Annotated in this window: 27 protein-coding genes and 2 pseudogenes; 21 read left to right on the top strand and 8 right to left on the bottom strand. The window is 30.2% G+C overall.

The features are described 5' to 3' along the window. The first annotated feature begins 73 nt into the window (after window positions 1–73). The 7 genes from dnaX to BIV18_RS09420 all read left to right on the top strand — a co-directional run bounded on the left by dnaX (window position 74) and on the right by BIV18_RS09420 (window position 7,410). Window positions 74–1,750, top strand: a complete 1,677-nt coding sequence (gene dnaX, locus BIV18_RS09390) for a DNA polymerase III subunit gamma/tau (protein ID WP_075660331.1) — start codon at window positions 74–76, stop codon at window positions 1,748–1,750. 8 nt (window positions 1,751–1,758) lie between these two features. Continuing rightward, entirely contained in the window at window positions 1,759–2,100 is a 342-nt protein-coding gene (locus tag BIV18_RS09395) for a YbaB/EbfC family nucleoid-associated protein (RefSeq protein ID WP_075660332.1), read from the top strand. A gap of 1 nt (window position 2,101) precedes the next feature. Further along, on the top strand, window positions 2,102–2,704 hold the full coding sequence (gene recR, locus BIV18_RS09400) for a recombination mediator RecR (protein WP_075660333.1): 603 nt from the start codon (window positions 2,102–2,104) through the stop codon (window positions 2,702–2,704). A gap of 54 nt (window positions 2,705–2,758) precedes the next feature. After that, window positions 2,759–4,663 carry an ATP-dependent zinc metalloprotease FtsH gene (ftsH, locus tag BIV18_RS09405; protein ID WP_075660334.1) on the top strand — a complete coding sequence of 635 codons (1,905 nt, stop codon included), beginning with the start codon at window positions 2,759–2,761 and terminating at the stop codon, window positions 4,661–4,663. 286 nt (window positions 4,664–4,949) lie between these two features. Next, on the top strand, window positions 4,950–6,149 hold the full coding sequence (locus BIV18_RS09410; protein ID WP_075660335.1) for a dicarboxylate/amino acid:cation symporter: 1,200 nt from the start codon (window positions 4,950–4,952) through the stop codon (window positions 6,147–6,149). Between the two features lie 244 nt (window positions 6,150–6,393). Further along, window positions 6,394–6,822, top strand: a complete 429-nt coding sequence (locus tag BIV18_RS09415) for a flavodoxin (protein WP_075660336.1) — start codon at window positions 6,394–6,396, stop codon at window positions 6,820–6,822. Between the two features lie 6 nt (window positions 6,823–6,828). After that, on the top strand, window positions 6,829–7,410 hold the full coding sequence (locus BIV18_RS09420) for a DUF3793 family protein (RefSeq protein WP_075660337.1): 582 nt from the start codon (window positions 6,829–6,831) through the stop codon (window positions 7,408–7,410). Between the two features lie 124 nt (window positions 7,411–7,534). On the opposite strand, the gene gltS is transcribed toward BIV18_RS09420, so the two are convergent. Beyond that, window positions 7,535–8,764, bottom strand: coding sequence for a sodium/glutamate symporter (gltS, locus tag BIV18_RS09425; protein WP_075660338.1), 1,230 nt, complete (start codon window positions 8,762–8,764; stop codon window positions 7,535–7,537). Between the two features lie 338 nt (window positions 8,765–9,102). Between gltS and BIV18_RS09430 the strand changes: the two genes are divergently transcribed. The 3 genes from BIV18_RS09430 (at window position 9,103) to BIV18_RS09440 (ending at window position 12,450) form a co-directional block, all read left to right on the top strand. Then, window positions 9,103–9,792 carry a GNAT family N-acetyltransferase gene (locus BIV18_RS09430; RefSeq protein WP_075660339.1) on the top strand — a complete coding sequence of 230 codons (690 nt, stop codon included), beginning with the start codon at window positions 9,103–9,105 and terminating at the stop codon, window positions 9,790–9,792. Between the two features lie 28 nt (window positions 9,793–9,820). Continuing rightward, window positions 9,821–10,891: a pyridoxal-phosphate-dependent aminotransferase family protein gene (locus BIV18_RS09435; protein ID WP_075660340.1), complete on the top strand. Its 1,071-nt coding sequence runs from the start codon at window positions 9,821–9,823 to the stop codon at window positions 10,889–10,891. 260 nt (window positions 10,892–11,151) lie between these two features. Beyond that, window positions 11,152–12,450 carry a Na+/H+ antiporter NhaC family protein gene (locus tag BIV18_RS09440; protein ID WP_075660341.1) on the top strand — a complete coding sequence of 433 codons (1,299 nt, stop codon included), beginning with the start codon at window positions 11,152–11,154 and terminating at the stop codon, window positions 12,448–12,450. A gap of 213 nt (window positions 12,451–12,663) precedes the next feature. Here BIV18_RS09440 and BIV18_RS09445 read toward each other — a convergent pair whose 3' ends face one another. Next, complete coding sequence (locus tag BIV18_RS09445) at window positions 12,664–13,080, bottom strand: Fur family transcriptional regulator (RefSeq protein ID WP_075660342.1); 417 nt, start codon at window positions 13,078–13,080, stop codon at window positions 12,664–12,666. A gap of 126 nt (window positions 13,081–13,206) precedes the next feature. Between BIV18_RS09445 and BIV18_RS09450 the strand changes: the two genes are divergently transcribed. From BIV18_RS09450 to BIV18_RS09490, 11 genes and pseudogenes are all read left to right on the top strand, one after another. Further along, window positions 13,207–14,241: a metal ABC transporter substrate-binding protein gene (locus tag BIV18_RS09450; protein WP_075660343.1), complete on the top strand. Its 1,035-nt coding sequence runs from the start codon at window positions 13,207–13,209 to the stop codon at window positions 14,239–14,241. Next, on the top strand, window positions 14,241–14,900 hold the full coding sequence (locus BIV18_RS09455) for a metal ABC transporter ATP-binding protein (RefSeq protein WP_075658513.1): 660 nt from the start codon (window positions 14,241–14,243) through the stop codon (window positions 14,898–14,900). Before BIV18_RS09450 ends, BIV18_RS09455 begins: the two co-directional genes overlap by 1 nt. Further along, a pseudogene (locus BIV18_RS09460) lies at window positions 14,900–15,689 on the top strand (metal ABC transporter permease). Before BIV18_RS09455 ends, BIV18_RS09460 begins: the two are co-directional and overlap by 1 nt. Before the next feature lie 675 nt (window positions 15,690–16,364). Continuing rightward, complete coding sequence (aroB, locus tag BIV18_RS09470) at window positions 16,365–17,309, top strand: 3-dehydroquinate synthase (protein ID WP_235860824.1); 945 nt, start codon at window positions 16,365–16,367, stop codon at window positions 17,307–17,309. Window positions 17,310–17,537: 228 nt separating this feature from the next. Then, window positions 17,538–17,723, top strand: a complete 186-nt coding sequence (locus tag BIV18_RS11025) for a hypothetical protein (protein ID WP_235860844.1) — start codon at window positions 17,538–17,540, stop codon at window positions 17,721–17,723. 274 nt (window positions 17,724–17,997) lie between these two features. Next, window positions 17,998–18,441, top strand: coding sequence for a carboxyvinyltransferase (locus tag BIV18_RS11030; protein WP_235860825.1), 444 nt, complete (start codon window positions 17,998–18,000; stop codon window positions 18,439–18,441). A gap of 21 nt (window positions 18,442–18,462) precedes the next feature. Further along, window positions 18,463–18,648: a hypothetical protein gene (locus tag BIV18_RS11035; protein WP_235860826.1), complete on the top strand. Its 186-nt coding sequence runs from the start codon at window positions 18,463–18,465 to the stop codon at window positions 18,646–18,648. A gap of 41 nt (window positions 18,649–18,689) precedes the next feature. Then, window positions 18,690–18,815 carry a hypothetical protein gene (locus tag BIV18_RS11390; protein ID WP_328585307.1) on the top strand — a complete coding sequence of 42 codons (126 nt, stop codon included), beginning with the start codon at window positions 18,690–18,692 and terminating at the stop codon, window positions 18,813–18,815. Further along, window positions 18,812–19,699 (top strand): chorismate synthase, encoded by an 888-nt coding sequence (gene aroC, locus BIV18_RS09480; RefSeq protein ID WP_328585308.1) that lies wholly within the window; start codon window positions 18,812–18,814, stop codon window positions 19,697–19,699. The genes BIV18_RS11390 and aroC (BIV18_RS09480) overlap by 4 nt, the downstream gene beginning before the upstream one ends. Further along, the gene (locus tag BIV18_RS09485) at window positions 19,696–19,953 is read left to right on the top strand and encodes a chorismate mutase (RefSeq protein ID WP_075660344.1); all 258 of its coding nucleotides are present in this window, start codon (window positions 19,696–19,698) and stop codon (window positions 19,951–19,953) included. The genes aroC (BIV18_RS09480) and BIV18_RS09485 overlap by 4 nt, the downstream gene beginning before the upstream one ends. A 61-nt stretch (window positions 19,954–20,014) precedes the next feature. Beyond that, window positions 20,015–20,209, top strand: a complete 195-nt coding sequence (locus BIV18_RS09490) for a hypothetical protein (protein WP_235860845.1) — start codon at window positions 20,015–20,017, stop codon at window positions 20,207–20,209. Between the two features lie 52 nt (window positions 20,210–20,261). Here the strand turns inward: BIV18_RS09490 and BIV18_RS10810 are convergent, their stop codons facing one another. From BIV18_RS10810 to BIV18_RS11055, 6 genes and pseudogenes are all read right to left on the bottom strand, one after another. After that, on the bottom strand, window positions 20,262–20,498 hold the full coding sequence (locus BIV18_RS10810; RefSeq protein WP_202968693.1) for a hypothetical protein: 237 nt from the start codon (window positions 20,496–20,498) through the stop codon (window positions 20,262–20,264). A 293-nt stretch (window positions 20,499–20,791) separates the two neighbouring features. Continuing rightward, the gene (locus BIV18_RS10815) at window positions 20,792–20,944 is read right to left on the bottom strand and encodes a chorismate mutase (protein ID WP_202968694.1); all 153 of its coding nucleotides are present in this window, start codon (window positions 20,942–20,944) and stop codon (window positions 20,792–20,794) included. A 126-nt stretch (window positions 20,945–21,070) separates the two neighbouring features. Beyond that, a pseudogene (gene aroC / locus BIV18_RS09500) lies at window positions 21,071–22,021 on the bottom strand (chorismate synthase). Continuing rightward, window positions 22,011–22,448 (bottom strand): carboxyvinyltransferase, encoded by a 438-nt coding sequence (locus BIV18_RS11045; protein WP_268875193.1) that lies wholly within the window; start codon window positions 22,446–22,448, stop codon window positions 22,011–22,013. Before BIV18_RS11045 ends, aroC (BIV18_RS09500) begins: the two are co-directional and overlap by 11 nt. Window positions 22,449–22,666: 218 nt before the next feature. Next, window positions 22,667–22,996, bottom strand: coding sequence for a hypothetical protein (locus tag BIV18_RS11050; protein WP_235860828.1), 330 nt, complete (start codon window positions 22,994–22,996; stop codon window positions 22,667–22,669). A 40-nt stretch (window positions 22,997–23,036) separates the two neighbouring features. Next, a complete protein-coding gene (locus tag BIV18_RS11055) occupies window positions 23,037–23,231 on the bottom strand; it encodes a carboxyvinyltransferase (RefSeq protein WP_235860829.1) in 195 nt (64 codons plus the stop codon). Window positions 23,232–23,663 lie beyond the last annotated feature (432 nt).

Raw genomic sequence — 23,663 nt, forward strand, 5'->3', positions numbered from 1 at the left:
AAAAGAATTTATAAAAACTTTAAAAATAATTTAATAAAATATTTTTTCATGTATAATTATTTTAGGTGAGAAAATGTATAAAGCATTATATAGAAAATATAGACCACAGACTTTCGATGAAATATGTGGACAAGAAGCAGTGAAAGCTTCACTAAAAAATCAGGTAAAAACAGGAGAGATTAGTCACGCATATATATTTCAAGGTACAAGGGGAACTGGGAAGACTTCTGCTGCAAAAATTTTATCTCGTGCAGTAAATTGTCTTCATCCAGTTGATGGAAATCCATGCAATGAATGCGAAAATTGCAAGCAAATTTTAAAGGAATCAGTTTTAGATGTAGTTGAAATGGATGCAGCAAGTAATAATGGAGTGGACGACATACGAGAATTAAAGGAAAAAGTAATTTATCCGCCTCAATCTCTTAAGTATAAAGTTTACATAATAGACGAGGTTCATATGCTATCTAAGGGTGCCTTCAATGCACTTTTAAAAATTTTGGAAGAACCACCAAAGCACTTGATTTTTATACTTGCAACTACGGAAATCCACAAAATTCCTGCAACGATTTTATCTAGATCTCAAAAATTTAATTTTAAAAGAATATCCATAGAGGAAATTGCAAAAAATTTAAAAAAAATTACTTCTCTCGAAAAAAAACACTGTGATGATGAAGTTTTTACACTTATTGCAAAATCAGCTGATGGTGCAATGAGAGATGCACTTTCAGTTTTAGATCAACTTCTTACAAAAAATAAGGAACACATAACACTCAAAGATGCAATGGAAGTTCTTGGAATATCATCTTCAGAATTATTATTTACACTATCAAAGGCGCTAGTAGAAAAAAATATAAGTGAGTCACTTTTAGCAATTGATGAAATATATAAAGAGGGAGTTGAATTTAACACTCTTGCTTCACAAATTTTAAGTCACTTTAGAGATCTTTTGTTAGTAAAAACTTTAAGAGATCCCAATAAAATTGTCTATACGACTTATTTAAATGAATTTAGAGAACTTGCTGCAAGAGTTGATATCGAGGAACTTTTAATAATTATTGATATTTTAAAAAATTTATCAATGGAAATAAAATATGCAGACAATAAACGTGTAGTATTTGAGATGAATGCAATAAAAATTTGCAATAGAGTCATTAAAGATGATTTAGTTCTTCGAGTTAAGGCTTTAGAAGATAAAGTTAATTCTTTTGGCGATGTGAATTTTGCATCAAACTCTTTTGAAGATCTTTCAAAGGATATTGTCCATAAAAATTCACTTAATATAAAAAATGTGGAAAACCAAATAAATAAAAGCATTGTCAATAATATTGAAAGTGATATAAATATAACTAAGCCCATAGAAAATGCTTCAATTGAAAAATCAAATCAATCTGATATAATGAAAGATAAAGGCAAAGTTCAGAAAGAGGGGACTACTCTAACTCTTGAAAAAATAAATAGTGATTGGCAAAAAATATGTCAAGAATTAATTTCTAGAAAATATCACGGGTTTGGTAGAAATCTTGCCTTTGGAAAACCAGTGAAGTTTCACGATGATATTTTAGAAATTGTATTTAAAGAAGGACATGAGTTCTATTATACTTATTGTTCTGATTCTGAAAGGAAAAACATTTTGTCAGATCTTTTAAAGAACATATATGGTATAAATATAGATGTTCGGATGAAGTTGCAAAAAAGTGGAGTAGATAAATTAGAAGAAATATTTGGAAAAGATAATATAGAAGAAATTTAGGAGGAAATATGGCTAGAGGTGGATTTAACGGCTTCCCAGGCGGAGGCGGAAGAAATAATATGATGAAACAAATTGAGAAGCTTCAAAAACAAATGGAGGAAATGCAAGAAAATTTAGCAAATGAAGAAATTTCTGCGACTTCTGGAGGCGGTGCAGTTTGTGCAACTGTTAATGGAAATAAAGAACTTATTTCTATTAAACTTGACAAAGATGCAGTTGACCCAGAGGATGTTGAAATGCTTGAAGATTTAATTGTAGCTGCAGTAAACGAAGCTATGAGAAGTGCTGAAAGTAAAATGAATTCTCAAATGGGCAAATTAACTGGTGGATTAAATATTCCGGGGCTATAAGATGAATAAAGAAGTTGGTCCTATTGAAGACTTGATAAAAAAGTTGAATAGACTTCCTGGGATTGGTTCAAAAACTGCTCAAAGGCTTGCTTATTACATTATTGGACTTGATGAAAATGAAGTGGAAAGTCTTTCAGATGCAATTCTTTCCGCTAAAAGAAATACAGTTAAGTGTTCCATTTGCATGAATTATGCAGATAGTGACCCTTGTGAAATTTGTTCTGACAAGGCAAGGGATGATTCAGTTATTTGTGTAGTTGAAAGCCCAAAAGATGTCGAGGCAATGGAAAGATCTCTTAGTTTTCGTGGAAAATACCATGTCCTTCATGGAGTAATATCTCCCTTAAAGGGCAAAACTCCAGAAGATGTCAAGGTTAAAGAATTAATTGACAGAGTTAAAAGGGGAAATATTAAAGAGATAATAGTTGCAACTAACCCAACAGTTGATGGCGACGCAACTGCAACTTATATAAAAAATGTTCTAAAAGACTTTGACATTACAATTTCAAGAATAGGATATGGACTGCCTGTTGGAGGCGATCTTGAGTTTTATGACGAGATAACAATTCAAACGGCAATGGAAAATAGAAGAAGACTAGATTAATTTTGGGACTTTGTCCCAATTTTTTCTTTTAAAATTTTTAGAAAGGGGAAAAGTTTGTCTAATAATAAAAATAATTTTAATAAATACATTCCCACAATTCTCTATGTAATTTTGGCGATAGTAATTTTTTATGTAGTTGCAATATTTTTAGTTCCCAAATTAAATAAAGGATCTGATATAAAGGAAACTGATTATGTATCCTTTGTAAATATGATCAACAAGGGTGAAGTTAAGAAGGCAGAGGTAAGAGACAAAACTATTGCCTTTGAAGTAGAAAAAGATGGAAAAAAGATAAAATATCAAACTAATAGGATGTACGATCCAAATTTAGTTGATAGACTAGTTAATAAAGATGTAAAATCTGCCCAAGTTTATAAAGCTGAGATGAACCCAGTATTGTCTTTTATAATTTCAACAGTAGCTACCTTTGCAATTTTTATTGCTTTTTGGCTATTTCTTTCAAAATTTATATTTAAGAGAATGGGCGATGTTGGTCCAATGAATTTTGGAAAGAGTGGTGCAAAAATTTATGTGGAATCAACTGATGGAATAAAGTTTGAAAATGTGGCAGGTCAAGATGAAGCAAAGGAAGCTTTATCAGAGCTTGTAGATTTTTTACACAATCCAAAAAAATATACAAAAATCGGAGCAAAATTACCTAAGGGAGCACTTTTAGTAGGACCTCCAGGAACTGGAAAAACTCTTCTTGCAAAAGCTGTGGCAAGTGAAGCAGAAGTCCCCTTCTTTTCAATATCTGGTTCAGCTTTCGTTGAAATGTTCGTAGGTCTTGGCGCTGCAAAGGTTAGAGATTTATTTAAACAAGCTGTGGAAAAGGCTCCTTGTATAATTTTTATTGATGAAATTGATACAATTGGAAAAAAGAGAGATGGAGCGGGATTTTCGGGAAATGATGAAAGAGAACAAACTCTTAACCAACTCCTTTCTGAAATGGATGGATTTGATGCGAAAGCAGGAGTTGTAATTCTTGCTGCAACCAATAGACCCGATTCTCTTGATCCAGCTCTATTAAGACCAGGTAGGTTTGATAGGAGAATCCATGTTGAACTTCCAGATTTAAGTGGAAGAACTGCAATTTTAAAAGTTCATGCAAAGAATATAAAAAAAGAAGAAGGCATAGATTATGACAAAATTGCTCGTGCAACTGCAGGAGCAAGTGGAGCTGATCTTGCTAACATGGTAAATGAAGGTGCTCTTCGTGCAGTTCGTGAGGGTAGAGATAAAATGAGCGAAAGGGATTTGGAAGAATCTGTTGAAGTTGTCCTTGCAGGCTATGAGAAGAAAAATGCAGTTATTTCTCCGAAGGAAAAGAGAATTATAGCTTATCACGAAGTAGGTCATGCCCTTGTAGCTGCAAAACAAAAGGATTCGGCACCAGTTCATAAGATTACAATTATTCCAAGGACTTCAGGTGCATTGGGCTATACTATGCAAGTTGATGAAGAAGAAAAGTTTCTTATGTCAAAGGAAGATGCAATTAATAACATTGTAACTTTAACTGGAGGAAGGTCCGCTGAAGAATTAATATTTGGGATTAGAACAAGTGGTGCTTCAAATGACATTGAAAAGGCTACAAAAATTGCCAAGGCAATGGTAACTAGGTTTGGCATGACAGATGAATTTGGTTTTGTTGCACTTGAGTCTATGACAAATGCCTATCTTGGTGGAGACACTTCTCTTCAATGCTCACCACAAACTCAGTATGAAATTGATGAAGCAGTTCAAAAAATTATTGGCGATGCCCATGATAAAGCTCGTAAAATTTTAAAGGAAAATATTAAAGCACTTCACGCAATTGCCGAATATCTTTTGAGACAAGAAACGATTACTGGCGAAGAATTTATGGACATTTTAAAAGAATATGACAGTAAAGAAGAGCAAGTTGAAATGCAAAGAGAATCCGAAGATCGTAATAAATCTATAGAAAATAGTGAAGATTGACATTTTAAAATTATATTTAAGATGGGTAAGTATTGGCTTTTAAAGATTATGCTTTTAAATTCAAATTAATATTTATTTAGGCTCTATATGTCTGTTAGAGATTTTACTTTTCAACAGATGTATAGAGCCTTTAAATAATAAATAATAAGATTTAAAGATTAAAGAGAAATAAATTAAAAATGATCTGCATATGCAAATTAAAAATTATAATACAAAATTTTTAATATAATGGTAAAATTATAGTAGAAGCGATACTTCAAATTTTATAATTTTGCAAGGAGGAGAAATGAAAAAAAATAGTTTTTTTAATTCCTTAGTTTTTAAACTAATATTAGGAATTATCATTGGAATTTTTGTAGGAAGAATCTCTAGTGAATCTGCTATTGTTGTAATTGATACTATTAAGAGAATAGTTGGAGATTTAATAAGTTATATTGTTCCACTTATAATTTTGGGATTTATAACTCCTGCCATTGTTTCCTTAAAGGAAAGTGCAGGTAAGATATTAAGTGTAACACTTATTATATGCTACATATCATCTGTTGGAGCAGCTACAATGTCATTTTTAGCAGGTAGAGCAATAATACCAAAACTTAACATTGCATCAAATGTTGGAACTGGAAATGTTATTCCAGAATCAATTTTTAAATTATCAATAGCTCCAATTATGCCCGTAATGACTGCTCTTGTTACTTCAATTTTATTTGGAATTGCAGTAATAGTTACAAATTCGCAACATTGGGAAAATTTACTTTTAGAATTAAATAAAATAATATTATCTATTGTAAATAATTTTGTTATAAAAATTCTCCCAGTTTATATTGCTACAACTTTTGCTGTATTGTCTTATGAAGGTGCGATTATTTCTGAACTTCCAGTTTTCCTAAAAATTATTCTTATTGTAATTGTAGGACATTTTATTTGGATGACAATAATGTATTCAATTGCAGGAGTTATTTCTAAAACAAATCCTAAGGAAGTATTTAAACATTATTTACCAGCATATCTAACAGCAGTTGGCACAATGTCTTCAGCTGCAACACTTCCCGTTGCACTTGAATGTGCTAGGAAATCTACGACTCTAGATCCAAAGATTAGAGATTTTGCAATTCCACTTTGCTCTAATACTCACTTGTGCGGCTCTGTATTAACAGAAGTTTTCTTTGTAATGACAGTTTCACAAATTTTAACTGGAAAGCTACCAGAAACATCAAATATGATAGTATTCATAGTTTTACTGGGAATTTTTGCAATAGCTGCACCTGGCGTGCCTGGTGGTACAGTAGTTGCATCTCTAGGACTTATAACATCAGTTCTAGGTTTTAATGACACAGGAACTGCCCTTATGCTTTCAATTTTTGCACTGCAAGATAGCTTTGGAACAGCATGTAATGTAACATCAGATGGAGCAATTGCACTAATGGTTACAGGAATATTTGACAAAGTGCCTGGCAGAGGAAAGAATAGTAAGGCTAAAGAAATTTAATATTAATTTAAAGACTAAACCAAGGATTATCCTTGGTTTTTCATTTAAAAATTATTAAAGGATAAATTAATAATTTTTAATGATATAGATGATTTCAAAATTTCAAAAGGGGTTCAAATTATTACAAAATAATATAGTAAAATTTTTATTTAACAAATTCCTATAATTTTATATAAAAATTCTTCAGAGAAATTTATTAGAATTAAGACAGATGATAATAAATTTCAAAATTGGAGGAAATAAAATGAGTAAAGTAAATGTAATATACTGGTCAGGAACTGGTAACACAGAAAAAATGGCAAATGCCATTGTTAAAGGGGCAGAAGGTGAGGGCGCTGAAGTAAAACTAATTCAAGTTGGATCTGCGACTGAAGACGATGTAAAAAATGTTGAAAGAATTGCCTTTGGCTGCCCAGCAATGGGTGCAGAAGAACTTGAAGAAACTGAAATGAGACCTTTTATGGATAAGGTAAATCCACTTCTTTCAGGGAAAAACATCGTACTATTTGGTTCTTATGAATGGGCTGATGGCGAATGGATGAAACTTTGGCAAGAAGAAGTTGAAAATACTGGAGCAAAATTAATTGCAGATGGATTTGCTGCCTATGATGACCCAGATGAAGATGCATTAGAAGAGTGTGAAGCTCTTGGAAGGGATCTTGCAAGGTCATAGGATATTATGGAAAAATCTATTTTCATTGAATTTTTCAATCATATAAAAAACTTCAAAGATTTTGAATATATCTTAGCTTTAATAAAATCCACTGTGGCTCCAACTTTAAAAGATTTGAAATTAGGCACAATGATGAACTTAAAAAATGGAAATAGACCGTTGAAAGATTTATGGGTAAAAAATAAACTTCTCATAAAGGAAGCTTTAGGACTAGATTTTTTTGAACTCAATGAGGGAGAAGATTTTATTTTAGTTTATTTTTTTAAAAGAGATTTGCTTATAAAAAAATTATCAACGCCAAAGATTTTAGATTTTTTAAATATAGTGGGCTATGAAAATTGTTTTAAACTTGAAGAATATCTTAATTTATTAAAGAGTCGATTTAATGAAACTTGCCCTGATGAAATTGGTGTATTTCTAGGATATCCTCTAAAGGATGTAATTGATTTTAAGGATCGCCACAAAAAAATATGTAAATGCACAGGATATTGGAAGTGTTTCAACGATGAAGAAAGTTCTAGAAAGGCTTTTGAAAAATTTGATGAAGTAAAAACAATTGAGATGAAAAGTATTTTAGAAGGATGTTAAAATTAAAGTGGCACATAAAGTTGTGTTTAAACCAGAGTTAGTTTATACTAGCTCTGGTTTTTTAGATATTTTAGTTTGCCATAAAAAACCACCCTTTTAAAGGTGGTTGTAGATAAATATTAAATTATTTTACAAAAGTTTTAATAAAAGTTAGTACTATTGGTTGATATATAATGTCTACTAAGAAAGCTCCAACTATAGGAACTATCATCATGGCTTTTCTACTCATGCCATACTCTTCGTTAATTGCAGTCATATTGACTATGGCAGATGGAGTAGCACCAAGTCCGTGACCACAAAGTCCTGCACACATAACTGCTGCATCATAGTTCTTTCCAAGGGCTCTAAATACGAAGAAGTAAGCGTAAATTATCATAAAGATTACTTGACAAATTAGAACTACAAGAACTCCGCCCATTAAATCTTGAAGTTCCCAAAGTTTTAATGTCATAAGTGCAAGTGCAAGGTATAGGTTTAACATTACATCTCCAATACCATCTACTAAATTTCCGCTGAATTTGTATAGATGTGCTTTTTCATTTACATTTCTAAGTATTACTGCTATAAACATTGCACCGACATAATCGGGAAAATCCATATTAATTAAAGTGCCGATAAATTTAGAAACTAATGTACCAATTGCCATTGAAATAATAATTGCAGCAACATTCTTAACTATGTCTAAGTTTGTTAGTTCAATTTTTTCTTCTTTAAAAAGACTGTCTAGTTTTGAAGAGTCAAAATTATCCTCAACAGGTTTTAAGTCGTTTTTGAAAATCAATCTTCTTCCAAGGGGTCCACCTATTACTACTCCAAAGATAAGTCCAAAAGTTGCAGCAGCAGCGCCAACTACTGGAGCTTGTTCATATCCCAGTTTAGCAAAGGTAGAACCATAACTCATTGCAGCTCCATGTCCACCAATCATTGATATAGATGATGCAAGCATACCGTAAGCTGGCTGAAGGCCAATAGTTTTTGAAACACCGATGCCAATTATATTTTGAAAAAGTGATAAAAGACCACAGATTAGCCAGTAAATAATTAATAGTTTGCCACCTGACTTTAATATCTTTAAGTTTGCTCCAAGACCTACTGTTGTAAAGAATGCCAACATAAATGTTGATTGAAATACATTTTCATAACCAAAGTTAAAAGTATTTGTTTTATAACCTATAAATGTGATAAACATAAACAAGAAGCCACCGACAACGGGTGCAGGTATACAATATTTTCTTAAAAATGAAGATCTATTTTTAATTCCATAACCCACAAGTAGTAATATCACAGCCAGGGCAAGAGTTAAAATAGAATCAAGGTTAATTGTTAAAACGCCATTTTCTCTTATAAATTCCATAATTTACTCCTTTAAATAAAATATATAAATGCATTACACTCTACATAATTAAATAATAACATTTATATAAATTTCCTTCAATGAAGAAATCACAATTTAATTTGTTAAACCAAAGGTTAAAGAATTTTCATTCTAGTTATAATTATAATTTTGCAATATTTTATTGTCGATACTTTTTAAAAGAATCTGGAATATTTATTGCTTTTGTTGTAAAATTATTAAAACACATCATTTATACTAATGCATTAAAACCAATGTATTAAAAAAATGCAACAAACGTTTAAGTAAAATTTATTTTTAGATAAAATATTGTTATAGGGTACTATGAAAGGAGTCCTATGGAAAAATTAACATTTAAATTTTTAGGAAAAAAACATATTGATAAAATTTATGAACTTACTTCAGAAGTTTACGAGGGAATAGAAAATAAAGAAATTTTCTCACACGACTCAAAGAGCGACTTGGAACATATAATAGATAATGGAGGAGCTTTTATTGGAGTTTATGATGGGGATAAACTTGTAGCTTACAGAAGTATTAAAGTTCCTAATGATGAGGAAAACTTGGCCTATGATGTGGACTTTTATTTAGATCCAAAAAAAGTTATTATAAATGATACAGTTGCTGTTTTAAAGGAGTATAGGGGGAAAAATCTTCAAAATATTACAAGGGAAAAATTAGAAGAGAAATATAAAGACTCTAACTTCACTCATAAAATGTCTACGGTTTCACCAAAAAACTATCATTCATACAAAAATACTTTGGATTCAGGATATATGCTTGTAGCACTAAAAAAGAAATATCCCGATGAATTATGTGAAGAGGGTTATGATAGATTTATTTTATTAAAGTCAGAAGATATTGATTTTGATTTTACTGGTGAAGAAGTTATAATTAATGCTAGTGAAATTGATAAATTAAAAGAAATTTTCGCTTCAAATTATTTTGGAGTGTCTGTAGATGATAAGGGCAATATTTTATTTAAGAAAGTTAAATCCTTTGATAGGTTTATCGTAGAAAATGAATAATTATCTTTAAATATTAGGGGGAATAAAGATGAAATTATTTTTGCCGGGTCCTGTGTCTGTTCGCAGCGAAGTTTTAAAACAATTTGAAAAACCTGTAATAGGACATAGAACTAAGGAAGCATCAGAAATTCAAAAATCGATTATAATAAATATGCAAAAAATTTTTGGGACTAAGGAAGATATTTTAGTTTCAACATCATCAGGAACTGGACTTATGGAAGGTGCAATTAGATCTTGCACAAGGAAGAGGGCATTGATTTGTGCACTAGGTTCCTTTGGAGAGCTTTGGCAAAAACTAGGCATCGAAAATGGAATTGAAACAGATATTTTAAGAGCCGAACCAGGAGAAGCTACTGATCCAAATAAATTAGAAGAAGTCTTAAAGAAAAAAGATTATGATTTTGTTGGAATTACACATAATGAAACATCCTCTGGTATTTTGAATAATCTTAAAGAACTAAAGCCCATTATAGAAAAATACAGTGAAATTATTTGGGCAATTGATACTGTTAGTTCTGCTGGTGGGACTCCAATTGATCAAGATAAATATGGGATAGATATTTCTATTACATCTTCACAAAAATGTTTAGGTCTTGTGCCAGGACTAAGTTTTGCATCTTTTTCAACAAAGGCCGTAGAAAAAGCAAGGACAATAGAAAATAGAGGCCACTATTTGGATTTATTGCTTTTATATAATTATTCAAGGGAGCATAACTTCCAATATCCTTCAACGCCAGCTATCTCAAATATGGTTGCAGCAGAATATCAGCTTAATTATATTGTCAATGAAGAGGGTCTTGAAAATAGATTTAAAAGACATTTAACGATGTCAAATTATTTTAAAGATTGGGCAAACAAAAATTTTGAGGTTTTTGGAAATAAGAAATATTTGTCACCAACAATAACTTGTGTTAAAAATACAAAAAACTTAAATTTTGAAAAATTAAGTGATGAGTTTTCGAAAAGAGGTATTGTAATTTCTAATGGATATGGTTCAATGGCAGATAAAACTTTTAGAGTTGGACATATGGGTGATACAACTTTAGGTGATATGAAAGAATTTACAAAAATATTTGACGAAATATTAAAAAACATTTAAAATTTTAAGATATCTTGCAAGTATGAAAGATATCAGAGTAAAGACAAACTTAGGGAAAATATCCTTTGAAAAGTTTGGTGTTCAGCTCCTCTTGATAGGTTGTGAGCTGATATTTTTTTGTGTACTTTAGCGTGAATAAACTATTAGCTATGCTAGTGGATAGTTTTATCATATGTTTTTTGAAATTGTAATAATATATGGAAGATTAAAATTCACAATAAGGGTAAAAAGAAAAAGAAGAAAAAGAAAAGGGGAGAAATATGATTTTTACAAATGCAGTTGTGCTGTCAGTAATAATTTTGGCAGCTCTATGTTTAGCTAAAGTTCCTGTATTTTTTGCATTGATGATTTCAGGCATATCTGCAGGGCTTATCTCAGGACTTGGAATTTCTGAGACGATGCAAATTTTAATAGGAGGAATGGGAGGAAATGCAGAGACAGCACTTAGCTATATTCTTCTTGGTTCACTAGCCTATTGTATGGAAGAGACTGGTGCAGCAGCTATAATGGCAAAAAAAATTGGTTCACTAGTTAAGGGCAATAAAATTTTATTATGTGCTATCATTATAGTAATTGCAATTGCCGCAGAAACAATAATACCAATTCACATTGCCTTTATTCCAATTTTGATACCACCACTTCTAGCTCTTACTAACAAGATTAAGATGAATAGAAAAATGCTTTCTGTTTCTTTTGGGTTTGGGCTAAAAGCACCTTATATTGCAATTCCAATAGGTTATGGCGCAATATTCCACGGTTTAATAATTGATTCCTTTGCAAGATCAGGACTTACAATAACAGATAAGGATGTAACTGGAACAAATTGGATAGTTGCATTAATTATGTTTTTAGGTCTATGTGCAGGCTTAATATTCTTTATGAAGGATAGGGAATACGAAACTAAAAGCGTTGAAGGGAAAATAGTTGAAGTTCCCGAAAAGCTAGAAAAGAAACATATAATTGTTCTTTTATCGGGAGTAATAACTGTTGTTGTTCAAATATTTACAAAATCGCTTCCCCTGGGAGCTTTAGTTGGGCTAATATTTGTAGTTGTAACTGGTGTAGTAAAGTGGTCAGATATGCAAAAAATGCTTGACGGTGGTATTAATATGATGGGATTTATCGCTTTTGTAATGTTACTTGCGGCGGGATATGCTGAAGTAGTTAAGCAATGTGGAGCAGTTGATGATTTAGTTCAAGTAGCAACATCTTCCTTAGGAGAATCAAAAATTATATCATCTTATGTAATGATCCTTCTAGGACTTATGATTACTCTTGGAATTGGTACTTCATTTGGTACAGTTCCCATTATTTCAGCAATTTATGTGCCAATTGCAATGAGTCTAGGATATTCAATTCCAGCAACAATTTTACTTGTAACTATTGCAGCAGTTTGTGGAGACGCAGGTTCACCAGCATCTGACACAACACTTGGACCTACATCTGGACTTTCAGTTGACGGTCAACATGAGCATATAAAGGACACTTGTATACCACAAATTTGTTTTTTTGGAGTTCCATTAATCATAATCGGTGGATTTGTTACAACAATAATTTAAAATTAAAAAATAAAAGAGATTCCTGCGGGGTGTACAGGAATCTCCTTTATTTTTGTCAAAATATAAGTAAAGGATGTAAAATAATTATTATTATCTTACTAAGTATATTATAACTCAAGCTCAGTAAAAGTAAAGAAAAATTTTATAATACGAACGATATTCCATATTGTGGAATATCGTAAAATATAAAAATACAATAAATTTATTTAAAAACTATTTATCTTTTTGGCAATCAGGGCAGATGCCACGAAGTTCTACTATGTGATTTGTAACAGTGTAACCTGTTTCCCTTTCTGCAATATTTTCAAATTCAGAAATTGGACAATTTTCGATTGCAGAAATTTTTCCACATTTATCGCATACGATGTAATGTCGGTGTCCCATATTTGCAAATTCAAAATAGTAAAGTCCATTGTGATATAAATTCTTTTTTAAAATATTTTTTTCAGTGAGTTCGTTTAACATTCGATAAAGGGAAGTGAAGCTTGGCAAAGATTTTTTATCCACCGCTTCATAAATTTCTTCAGTATTCATTGGTACATGGGAACTGTAAAGTAAATTTAGAAGTGCTAATCTTCCCTTAGTTATTTTCAAATTATTTTTCCTTAGTATATCTTCAAAGCTTTTCAAAAAATCACCCGCTTTCAATGTTTAATATTATTATATCAAAATTTATTTAATTTCAAAAATTACTTTAATAATAAATAATTAGTGCTATAATAATTAATGGAAATCATTATTATTTAGGAGGAAAAAATGAAAAATATTAAGAAAATTTTATTTTTATTAGCAGGAATTGTTTTATTTTCAGGCTGTTCCAAGGGTGCAGATATGAAAAATGCTACAAAAGAAGATACAAGTAAGGAAGGGCTAAAGGTATATGCTTCAGTTTATCCAATGTATGATTTTGCAAAGAAAATTGCTGGAGACAAATTAGACGTAAAAATGGTAATGCCACAGGGAATTGAACCTCATGGATGGGAACCGGATTCTAATGCAATTAAAAATCTTGAGAATGCAAATATGTTTATTTACAATGGTGCAGGTCTTGAATCTTGGACAGACAAAGTTGTTGATTCTTTATCAAACAAAGATTTAAAAGTTGTGGAAGCATCAAAAGGTGTTGAACTAATTAAGTCAGCTCATGACGAAGATGAAGAAGAACATGAACATGAAGAAGTTGAAAACAACAAAAACCACGATGCAGCTAAAGAAAACAACAATCACAGTAATGAAGACGACCATGATCACGAAGATCACGAGCATGGTCCAATGGATCCTCACGTATGGATTTCACCAAAGAATGCAAAAATAGAAATGGAAAACATAAAAAATGCTTTTGTTGAACTTGACAAAGAAAATGCAGATTATTATGAGTCAAATTACCAAAAATATGCTAAAATGTTAGATGAACTTGATGCAAAATACAGTGAATCTTTAAATAAGCTTCCAAACAAGACAATTGTAGTAAGCCATGAAGCTTATGGTTATTTATGTAAAGAATATGGTCTTACTCAAATTGGTATAAAGGGCGTAAACGCAGAAACTGAACCTGATGCAAAGAAAATGGCGGAAATAATTAATTACATCAAAGAAAATAAAATTAAAACTATTTTCACAGAAGAATTAATTGATCCAAAAGTTTCAAAAATTATTGCCGATGAAACTGGATGCGAGGTAAAAGTTCTTTCGCCAATTGAAGGCCTTAGCGAAGAAGAAATTAAAAATAATGAAGAATATTTTAGCATCATGGATAAAAATTTAGAAAATTTAGTGGGTGCTTTAAAATAGTGAAGGAAAAATTGTTAGAAATCAAAAGTCTAAGTTTTAAATACAGTGATGAATTAGTTTTAGATGACATAAATTTTGATGTTTATAGGGGCGACTACATCGCCCTTATAGGTTCTAACGGTGCCGGAAAGTCGACATTAGTTAAGCTGATATTAAATCAACTTAAACCACTTACCGGCACCATTTCTTTTTATACAAAAAATGGATTAAAGGACATTGGATATGTTCCACAACTTTCCATACCATCAAGTATGGAATTTCCAATAACTGTAACAGAACTTTTATCTCTTGCACTTTATCCAAAGAACAAGGGGTTTAAAAAATTAAAGGAATACGACAAAGAAAAAATTATCAATGCTTTAAATCTTGTTGGCATGGAAAAATACAAGGATAGACTTTACACAGAATTATCTGGAGGACAAAGACAGAGAGTTTTAATTGCAAAAACACTTGTGGCAACACCCGAATTTTTAATTTTAGACGAGCCAATGACAGGAGTAGATAAGGAGTCCAAGGATTCATTATTTCATCTCTTGAGTCATATAAATATGAAACACGAAATTACAATTCTAATGATCACACATAATCTTGAAGAAGTTGAAGAAAATGTAAACAAAGTTTTTGAGATAAAAGACGAAAAAATTAGGGAAGTGAAATAATGGAAATTTTTAAGTATTCATATATGATTAAAGCACTAATTGTTGGAGCATTTTTGTCAATAATTATTCCGTGCATGGGAGTTGTAGTTGTAAACAAAAAGATTTCAGTGATTGGAGATGCACTTTCTCACGTTTCCCTTGCTGGTGTAATGCTTGGACTTATTACTTCAATTTCACCAGTGCTTGGTGCACTTTTATTATGTATAGTTGGTTCAATTTTTCTTGAATATGTTAGGAAAAAATTTCCTGGGTATCAAGAAATTTCCACTGCAATTTTAATGAGTACAGGAATTGGTCTTGCTTCACTTTTTCTGGATTTGTAAAAACTAGTGCAAACTTTGAAGAATATCTTTTTGGTTCAATAATTGCTATTCCAGAATTTGATTTTTATTTAATTTTAATAGTTTCAATAATTGTATTTATTTTATTTTTCTATTTATTTACAGACCTCATGTATATTTCCTTTGACGAGTCTTCGGCAAGACTATCGGGAGTAAATGTAGATAGAATAAATTTGATTTTTATGATTTTAATCGCAGTTACAATTTCTGTTTCAGCAAGAACTGTTGGGATTTTAATCATATCATCTCTCATGGTAGTGCCAGTAGCCTGCGCAATGCAATTTAAGCTAGGCTATTTAAAGACGACTATACTTTCGTCTATCTTCGGTTTTATTTTTACAATAATTGGACTTGTATCATCCTTTTACATTGGATTGAAACCAGGAGGAGCAATAGTATTAATTGGAGTTTTATTTTGACGATTATACTCTTAATAAAGAAAAAATAAGAGTGAGGATTTTGACATGTCCTCACTCTTTATTAATAATTTATGTTTTAATTTTTAACTATGACGACCGTAGTGTACATAATTTTCTTCATAGAAATATTTAAAATAAGAAGATGTTCCTGTTACGGAAAAATACAAATTACCACTCTCGCCAATGCCAACACTTCCTAAATGTACTATTATAGGAGTCTCCACTAATTGAGTAATAAATTCATGGCTGTCCTCCTAAGAAATAAATAATTTTAATTAAAATTAACATAAGCTATAAAATAAAACAAAGAGAAAATTTATTTTCATTATATTTATAATCCAAGATTAATATAATCCAAGATTATATAAACAAATGAAAAAAGCAAAAACAATAAAAGCTATAAAAGTGCAGAGGTATGTAAGAATATAATATTCTTTTTTAAAGGATTTTTTAAAATCAGAAAAACCTAGCTTTCCAAGTATGATAGGGAAAAAGGGTAATAAAATAATTAAAAATTGTCTAAATAAATAATTAGAATAATCGCTCATATAATCACCTCGTCTTAATTGTAATATATTTTTGTTAATATGCAATGATATTTAGATAAAGTGAGAATAAAAATATTTTAGCTTAAAGCTAATAAGATTCTTTATTTATAGGCATCTTTGTTTTATTATAGAGAGAGCAAGGCATAGGAGTGTTTTATGAAAATTCAAGTTAAAGAAAATAATTATACAATTGATATTGTTTATAAATGTGAAGAGAAAATAAAAAATTTTTTAAATAAAAATAGAGATTCAAAATATTTAGTAATAACTGATGAAAATGTCTACAATCTTTACAGTGAAAGATTAAAAAATATTATGTATGGATTAAATTTTTATATTTTCAAATTTCCTGCTGGAGAAAAGTCTAAATCCATGGAAAATTATATAAATATTAATAAATTTTTGCTGGAAAATAATTTTAACAGAGGAGATATTATAATTGCCTTTGGTGGCGGAGTTGTAGGTGATATTTCTGGATTTGTTGCAGCAACATATTTAAGAGGAATTGATTTTATTGCTATGCCAACGACCCTTCTTTCCATGATTGATTCTTCAGTTGGTGGTAAAAATGGCATTAACTTTATGAATTTAAAAAATCAAATAGGATCTTTTTATTTTCCAAAATATGTCTATATTGATTATAGCTTTTTAGAAACTTTGGACGATAGAAATATTAACAATGGACTTGCAGAAATTTTTAAATATTCTGTACTAAAAGATAAAAATCTTTTTTATTACTTAAAGTCCTGTAACAAACTTGATTATAAAAAAATAATTTATGAATCGCTAAATATTAAACTTGATTTTGTGAAAGAGGACGAGAGAGATAAGGGAAAAAGACAAAAATTAAATCTTGGTCATACTATTGGTCATGGAATTGAATCCCTTTCGAACTATAAATTAAATCATGGAGAGAGCATTGGAATTGGAACAATTTATATGGCAAGAGCTGCTTATAAAATGGGCATAGCAAAAAGCGATTTTTCAAAAGAATTAATTTTAGCCTTTAAAAATCACAATCTTCCAACAAGTTATGATTTTGATACAGATGAGATTTTAGAGATTTTAAAACACGATAAAAAGATAAATAAAATCTTATAAATGTAATTCTTCCAATAAAAATTGGTGAAGTAATAAATAAAAAAGTTACTTTTGATGAATTAAGAGAAATTGTTGAATTAGGTAAGGGAAATGAATAGAATTATTGAAAATAAAAAACTTTCGGAGAAATTTCAGGATTACATCAAAATCCTATGCACATAGAGCTATTTTTGTGCCGCAATTGCAAAGGGAAAGTCAATAATTGAAATAAGCGACCTTTCAAAGGATATTGAAGCTTCAATAAATGTAATAAAATCTTTGGGAGTTGAAGTTATAAAAAAAGATAATAAGTTTTATATAAATCCTTCCAAAATTTACAAAAGTCCAGTGACTTTTGATGTAAATGAAAGTGGAACTACTCTTAGATTTTACTTCCAATTGTTGCAACACTTGGTCTTGATGCAAAAATCATAAGAAGAGGAAGTCTAATTAATCGAACAAATTCAGTTTATTTTCACGAATTTCCAAAACATGGCGTAGATATTTATGAAAGGGTGATATGATTTTGTAAGTGGAAAATTAAAAGACTATAATTTTACGCTTCCAGCAAATATTAGCTCACAATTTGTTTCGGGATTTATGATAGCTTCAGGATTTTATGGCGAAGATTTTAATATTAAAATTACTACAGAAAGGAATCAAAACCGTATATCGACATGACAATTGATATAATGAGAAAATTTGGAAGTTGTGTAATAGAAAAAAAAGGGGATATATTGTAGGGCAAATTAAAGCGATAGATTATGTTGTAGAAAAAGATTGGAGCAATGCTTTATTTTTCTTGGCAAGTGGTGTAAAGGTCAAAGGTTTAGATAAAAATTCTAAGCAAGGAGATAGAAAAGCAATTGAAATTTTCAGGGATTTGGGATATGAAAATATTTTAAAAGATGAATTTCAATTTAAAAGAGTTAAAGATCCAAAGAAAAAAATTATTATAGATGCCAAAAATATGCCTGATGCAGTTCCTATTCTTTCAGTACTTGCTGCTGCATCTAATACAGAGACAGAAGTTATAAATATAAAAAGATTAAAATTAAAGGAAAGCGACAGAGTAAAGAGCACTGTTGAGATGCTAAATAATTTAGGCGTAGATGTTAATCTAAGGGAAGAATCTTTTTCTTTAGTGGAATAGAAAAATTTAAAAGTGCAAAAATTGATTCACATAAGGATCATAGAATTGGCAATGGCATCATCTATTGCGGCAACTTTTGCAGAAGGTCCTATTATTATAAATAATAGCGATTGCGTGGAAAAATCCTACAAAAACTTTTTTAAGGATTTTAAATCTTTGGGAGGAATTTCAAATGTCCTAATAGTTTTGGCAAAAATTTTAAAGTAACTTTATTTGGTCAATCTCATTCTAAGGGAATTGGTATTTTAATTGAGGGAATAAGTGCGGGCTATAAAATAAATAGAGATTTAATCGCAAAAAATTTAGATAGAAGAAGACCGGCAAAAATAAATTCTCAACTGCAAGATGTGAACTTGATGACTTTCAAATTATAAGTGGTGAAGTTGATGGAATAACTTGTGGTGCTCCTCTTGCTTTTGTAATTGAAAACAAGGACCAAAGAAGCAGCGACTATGAAAATTTAAAGGACAATCCTCGTCCATCTCACGCAGATTACCCGGCCTATGTAAAATATGGTGGATTTAACGATATTAGAGGTGGCGGACAATTTTCTGGCAGGATGACGGCTCCAATTGTAATCGCAGGTTCTATTGCAGAAGATTTGCTATTAAACAGAGGAATAAAAATTTTTTCAAGAATAAAAAGCATTGGGAGTATAAAGGATGTTGAGATAAATTTAAATAATATTGATGAAGAAGTTTTTTATGACTTAAAAAATCAAGAGATACCAGTTTTTGATGAGCATACAAGAGAAAAAATGGGAAGTGAAATTTTAAAAGCAAAGGAAAGGGAAGATTCTATTGGCGGAATTGTGGAAACTTTTATTTTAAACATGCCAGCGGGAATTGGAGAACCCTTCTTTGATTCAGTTGAATCAGTTATTTCTCATGCAGTTTTTTCTATTCCAGGAGTTAAGGGAATTGAATTTGGGAGCGGATTTGAAGCTGCAAAAATGACGGGCAGTAGCCATAATGATGAATATTATTATGATGATGGAAAAGTTAAGACTAAAACAAATAATCATGGTGGAGTAATTGGTGGACTTACTACGTCAATGCCAATAATTTTTAGAACTGCAATAAAACCAACTAGCTCCATTGGAAAAACTCAATACACAATATCATTAAAAAATAAAACAAGGGAAAAGTTAAATATTCATGGAAGGCATGATCCTTCAATTGTGCCTCGTGCATTAGTTGCCATTGAAATGATTTCGGCAATTGCAATTTTAGATTTAGTTATGGAAGGTGAAAGATGAAAAATTTAGATGAATCGAGAAAAACATTGGATCAAATTGATTCACAAATTGTAGATCTTTTAGAAAATCGAATGAAGATTTCAAAGGAAATTGGAATTTACAAATTAAATAACAATTTAAATACAGAAGATTCATCACGGGAAGATAAAATTATAAAAAAACTGGAAAATAAAATAGATCCTGAATTTAAAAATTCTATAAGACCAATTTATAGTGAAATTTTAGTGAAAGCAAAAAAATTATTACAAAAGTAAAAATGAAAATTTTAAATATGGTTTAATTGGAGAGGACTTATCTCATAGTAAATCTAAGGAAATTCATGAACTATTTGAAAAATATAATTACAATTTAAAGAATTTAAAAAAAAGTGATGTTGAAAGTTTTTTTGAAAATAAAAATTTTCTCGGCATAAATGTTACAATTCCTTATAAAGAGATTTCAATGAAATATTTAAATGAAGTAGATGGACTTGCAAAAGAAATTGGTGGCAGTGAATACTATTGTAAATAGAGCTGGAAAATTAATTGGATATAACACGGATTATTTTGGATTGGATTACAGTTTAAATCACTATGGAATAAATATTAAAGATAAAAAAGTTTGATTCTTGGAAGTGGTGGAGCAAGTAAAATGGTACAAAAACTTTTTTATCTTTAATATTTATTCCATAGTGATTTAAACTGTAATCCAATCCAAAATAATCCGTGTTATATCCAATTAATTTTCCAGCTCTATTTACAATAGTATTCACTGCACCAATTTCTTTTGCAAGTCCATCTACTTCATTTAAATATTTCATTGAAATCTCTTTATAAGGAATTGTAACATTTATGCCGAGAAAATTTTATTTTCAAAAAAACTTTCAACATCACTTTTTTTAAATTCTTTAAATTGTAATTATATTTTTCAAATAGTTCATGAATTTCCTTAGATTTACTATGAGATAAGTCCTCTCCAATTAAACCATATTTAAAATTTTCATTTTTTACTTTTGTAATAATTTTTTTGCTTTCACTAAAAATTTCACTATAAATTGGTCTTATAGAATTTTTAAATTCAGGATCTATTTTATTTTCCAGTTTTTTTATAATTTTATCTTCCCGTGATGAATCTTCTGTATTTAAATTGTTTATTTAATTTGTAAATTCCAATTTCCTTTGAAATCTTCATTCGATTTTCTAAAAGATCTACAATTTGTGAATCAATTTGATCCAATGTTTTTCTCGATTCATCTAAATTTTTCATCTTTCACCTTCCATAACTAAATCTAAAATTGCAATTGCCGAAATCATTTCAATGGCAACTAATGCACGAGGCACAATTGAAGGATCATGCCTTCCATGAATATTTAACTTTTCCCTTGTTTTATTTTTAATGATATTGTGTATTGAGTTTTTCCAATGGAGCTAGTTGGTTTATTGCAGTTCTAAAAATTATTGGCATTGACGTAGTAAGTCCACCAATTACTCCACCATGATTATTTGTTTTAGTCTTAACTTTTCCATCATCATAATAATATTCATCATTATGGCTACTGCCCGTCATTTTTGCAGCTTCAAATCCGCTCCAAATTCAATTCCCTTAACTCCTGGAATAGAAAAAACTGCATGAGAAATAACTGATTCAACTGAATCAAAGAAGGGTTCTCCAATTCCCGCTGGCATGTTTAAAATAAAAGTTTCCACAATTCCGCCAATAGAATCTTCCCTTTCCTTTGCTTTTAAAATTTCACTTCCCATTTTTTCTCTTGTATGCTCATCAAAAACTGGTATCTCTTGATTTTTTAAGTCATAAAAAACTTCTTCATCAATATTATTTAAATTTATCTCAACATCCTTTATACTCCCAATGCTTTTTATTCTTGAAAAAATTTTTATTCCTCTGTTTAATAGCAAATCTTCTGCAATAGAACCTGCGATTACAATTGAGCCGTCATCCTGCCAGAAAATTGTCCGCCACCTCTAATATCGTTAAATCCACCATATTTTACATAGGCCGGGTAATCTGCGTGAGATGGACGAGGATTGTCCTTTAAATTTTCATAGTCGCTGCTTCTTTGGTCCTTGTTTTCAATTACAAAAGCAAGAGAGCACCACAAGTTATTCCATCAACTTCACCACTTATAATTTGAAAGTCATCAAGTTCACATCTTGCAGTTGAGAATTTATTTTTGCCCGGTCTTCTTCTATCTAAATTTTTTGCGATTAAATCTCTATTTATTTTATAGCCCGCACTTATTCCCTCAATTAAAATACCAATTCCCTTAGAATGAGATTGACCAAATAAAGTTACTTTAAAATTTTTGCCAAAACTATAGGACATTTGAAATTCCTCCCAAAGATTTAAAATCCTTAAAAAAGTTTTTGTAGGATTTTTCCACGCAATCGCTATTATTTATAATAATAGGACCTTCTGCAAAAGTTGCCGCAATAGATGATGCCATTGCAATTCTATGATCCTTATGTGAATCAATTTTTGCACTTTTAAATTTTTCTATTCCACTAAAAGAAAAAGATTCTTCCCTTAGATTAACATCTACGCCTAAATTATTTAGCATCTCAACAGTGCTCTTTACTCTGTCGCTTTCCTTTAATTTTAATCTTTTTATATTTATAACTTCTGTCTCTGTATTAGATGCAGCAGCAAGTACTGAAAGAATAGGAACTGCATCAGGCATATTTTTGGCATCTATAATAATTTTTTTCTTTGGATCTTTAACTCTTTTAAATTGAAATTCATCTTTTAAAATATTTCATATCCCAAATCCCTGAAAATTTCAATTGCTTTTCTATCTCCTTGCTTAGAATTTTTATCTAAACCTTTGACCTTTACACCACTTGCCAAGAAAAATAAAGCATTGCTCCAATCTTTTCTACAACATAATCTATCGCTTTAAATTTGCCCCTACAAATATATCCCCTTTTCTTTCTATTACACAACTTCCAAATTTTCTCATTATATCAATTGTCATGTCGATATACGGTTTTGATTCCCTTTCTGTAGTAATTTAATATTAAAATCTTCGCCATAAAATCCTGAAGCTATCATAAATCCCGAAACAAATTGTGAGCTAATATTTGCTGGAAGCGTAAAATTATAGTCTTTTAATTTTCCACTTACAAAAATCATATCACCCTTTTCATAAATATCTACGCCATGTTTTGGAAATTCGTGAAAATAAACTGAATTTGTTCGATTAATTAGACTTCCTCTTCTATGATTTTGCATCAAGAAGTGTTGCAACAATTGGAAGTAAAAATCTAAGAGTAGTTCCACTTCATTTACATCAAAAGTCACTGGACTTTTGTAAATTTTGGAAGGATTTATATAAAACTTATTATCTTTTTATAACTTCAACTCCCAAAGATTTTATTACATTTATTGAAGCTTCAATATCCTTTGAAAGGTCGCTTATTTCAATTATTGACTTTCCCTTTGCAATTGCGGCACAAAAAATAGCTCTATGTGCATAGGATTTTGATGTAATCCCTGAAATTTCTCCGAAAGTTTTTATTTCAATAATTCTATTCATTTCCCTTACCTAATTCAACAATTTCTCTTAATTCATCAAAGTAACTTTTTTATTTATTACTTCACCAATTTTTATTGGAAGAATTACATTTATAAGATTTTTATTTATCTTTTATCGTGTTTTAAAATCTCTAAAATCTCATCTGTATCAAAATCATAACTTGTTGGAAGATGTGATTTTTAAAGGCTAAAATTAATTCTTTTGAAAAATCGCTTTTTGCTATGCCCATTTTATAAGCAGCTCTTGCCATATAAATTGTTCCAATTCCAATGCTCTCTCCATGATTTAATTTATAGTTCGAAAGGATTCAATTCCATGACCAATAGTATGACCAAGATTTAATTTTGTCTTTTCCCTTATCTCTCTCGTCCTCTTTCACAAAATCAAGTTTAATATTTAGCGATTCATAAATTATTTTTTTATAATCAAGTT

Source organism: Peptoniphilus grossensis (assembly GCF_001940285.1).
In the GTDB taxonomy this organism is placed as follows: domain Bacteria; phylum Bacillota; class Clostridia; order Tissierellales; family Peptoniphilaceae; genus Peptoniphilus_A; species Peptoniphilus_A faecalis.

Coding starts and splice junctions, on each gene's coding strand:
- dnaX (WP_075660331.1), top strand. CDS start 74: ATGTATAAAGCATTATATAGAAAATATAGACCACAGACTTTCGATGAA.
- BIV18_RS09395 (WP_075660332.1), top strand. CDS start 1,759: ATGGCTAGAGGTGGATTTAACGGCTTCCCAGGCGGAGGCGGAAGAAAT.
- recR (WP_075660333.1), top strand. CDS start 2,102: ATGAATAAAGAAGTTGGTCCTATTGAAGACTTGATAAAAAAGTTGAAT.
- BIV18_RS09410 (WP_075660335.1), top strand. CDS start 4,950: ATGAAAAAAAATAGTTTTTTTAATTCCTTAGTTTTTAAACTAATATTA.
- BIV18_RS09415 (WP_075660336.1), top strand. CDS start 6,394: ATGAGTAAAGTAAATGTAATATACTGGTCAGGAACTGGTAACACAGAA.
- BIV18_RS09420 (WP_075660337.1), top strand. CDS start 6,829: ATGGAAAAATCTATTTTCATTGAATTTTTCAATCATATAAAAAACTTC.
- gltS (WP_075660338.1), bottom strand. CDS start 8,764: ATGGAATTTATAAGAGAAAATGGCGTTTTAACAATTAACCTTGATTCT.
- BIV18_RS09430 (WP_075660339.1), top strand. CDS start 9,103: ATGGAAAAATTAACATTTAAATTTTTAGGAAAAAAACATATTGATAAA.
- BIV18_RS09435 (WP_075660340.1), top strand. CDS start 9,821: ATGAAATTATTTTTGCCGGGTCCTGTGTCTGTTCGCAGCGAAGTTTTA.
- BIV18_RS09440 (WP_075660341.1), top strand. CDS start 11,152: ATGATTTTTACAAATGCAGTTGTGCTGTCAGTAATAATTTTGGCAGCT.
- BIV18_RS09450 (WP_075660343.1), top strand. CDS start 13,207: ATGAAAAATATTAAGAAAATTTTATTTTTATTAGCAGGAATTGTTTTA.
- aroB (WP_235860824.1), top strand. CDS start 16,365: ATGAAAATTCAAGTTAAAGAAAATAATTATACAATTGATATTGTTTAT.
- BIV18_RS09485 (WP_075660344.1), top strand. CDS start 19,696: ATGAAAAATTTAGATGAATCGAGAAAAACATTGGATCAAATTGATTCA.
- BIV18_RS10810 (WP_202968693.1), bottom strand. CDS start 20,498: ATGAAATATTTAAATGAAGTAGATGGACTTGCAAAAGAAATTGGTGCA.
- BIV18_RS10815 (WP_202968694.1), bottom strand. CDS start 20,944: ATGAAAAATTTAGATGAATCGAGAAAAACATTGGATCAAATTGATTCA.
- BIV18_RS11055 (WP_235860829.1), bottom strand. CDS start 23,231: ATGAATAGAATTATTGAAATAAAAACTTTCGGAGAAATTTCAGGGATT.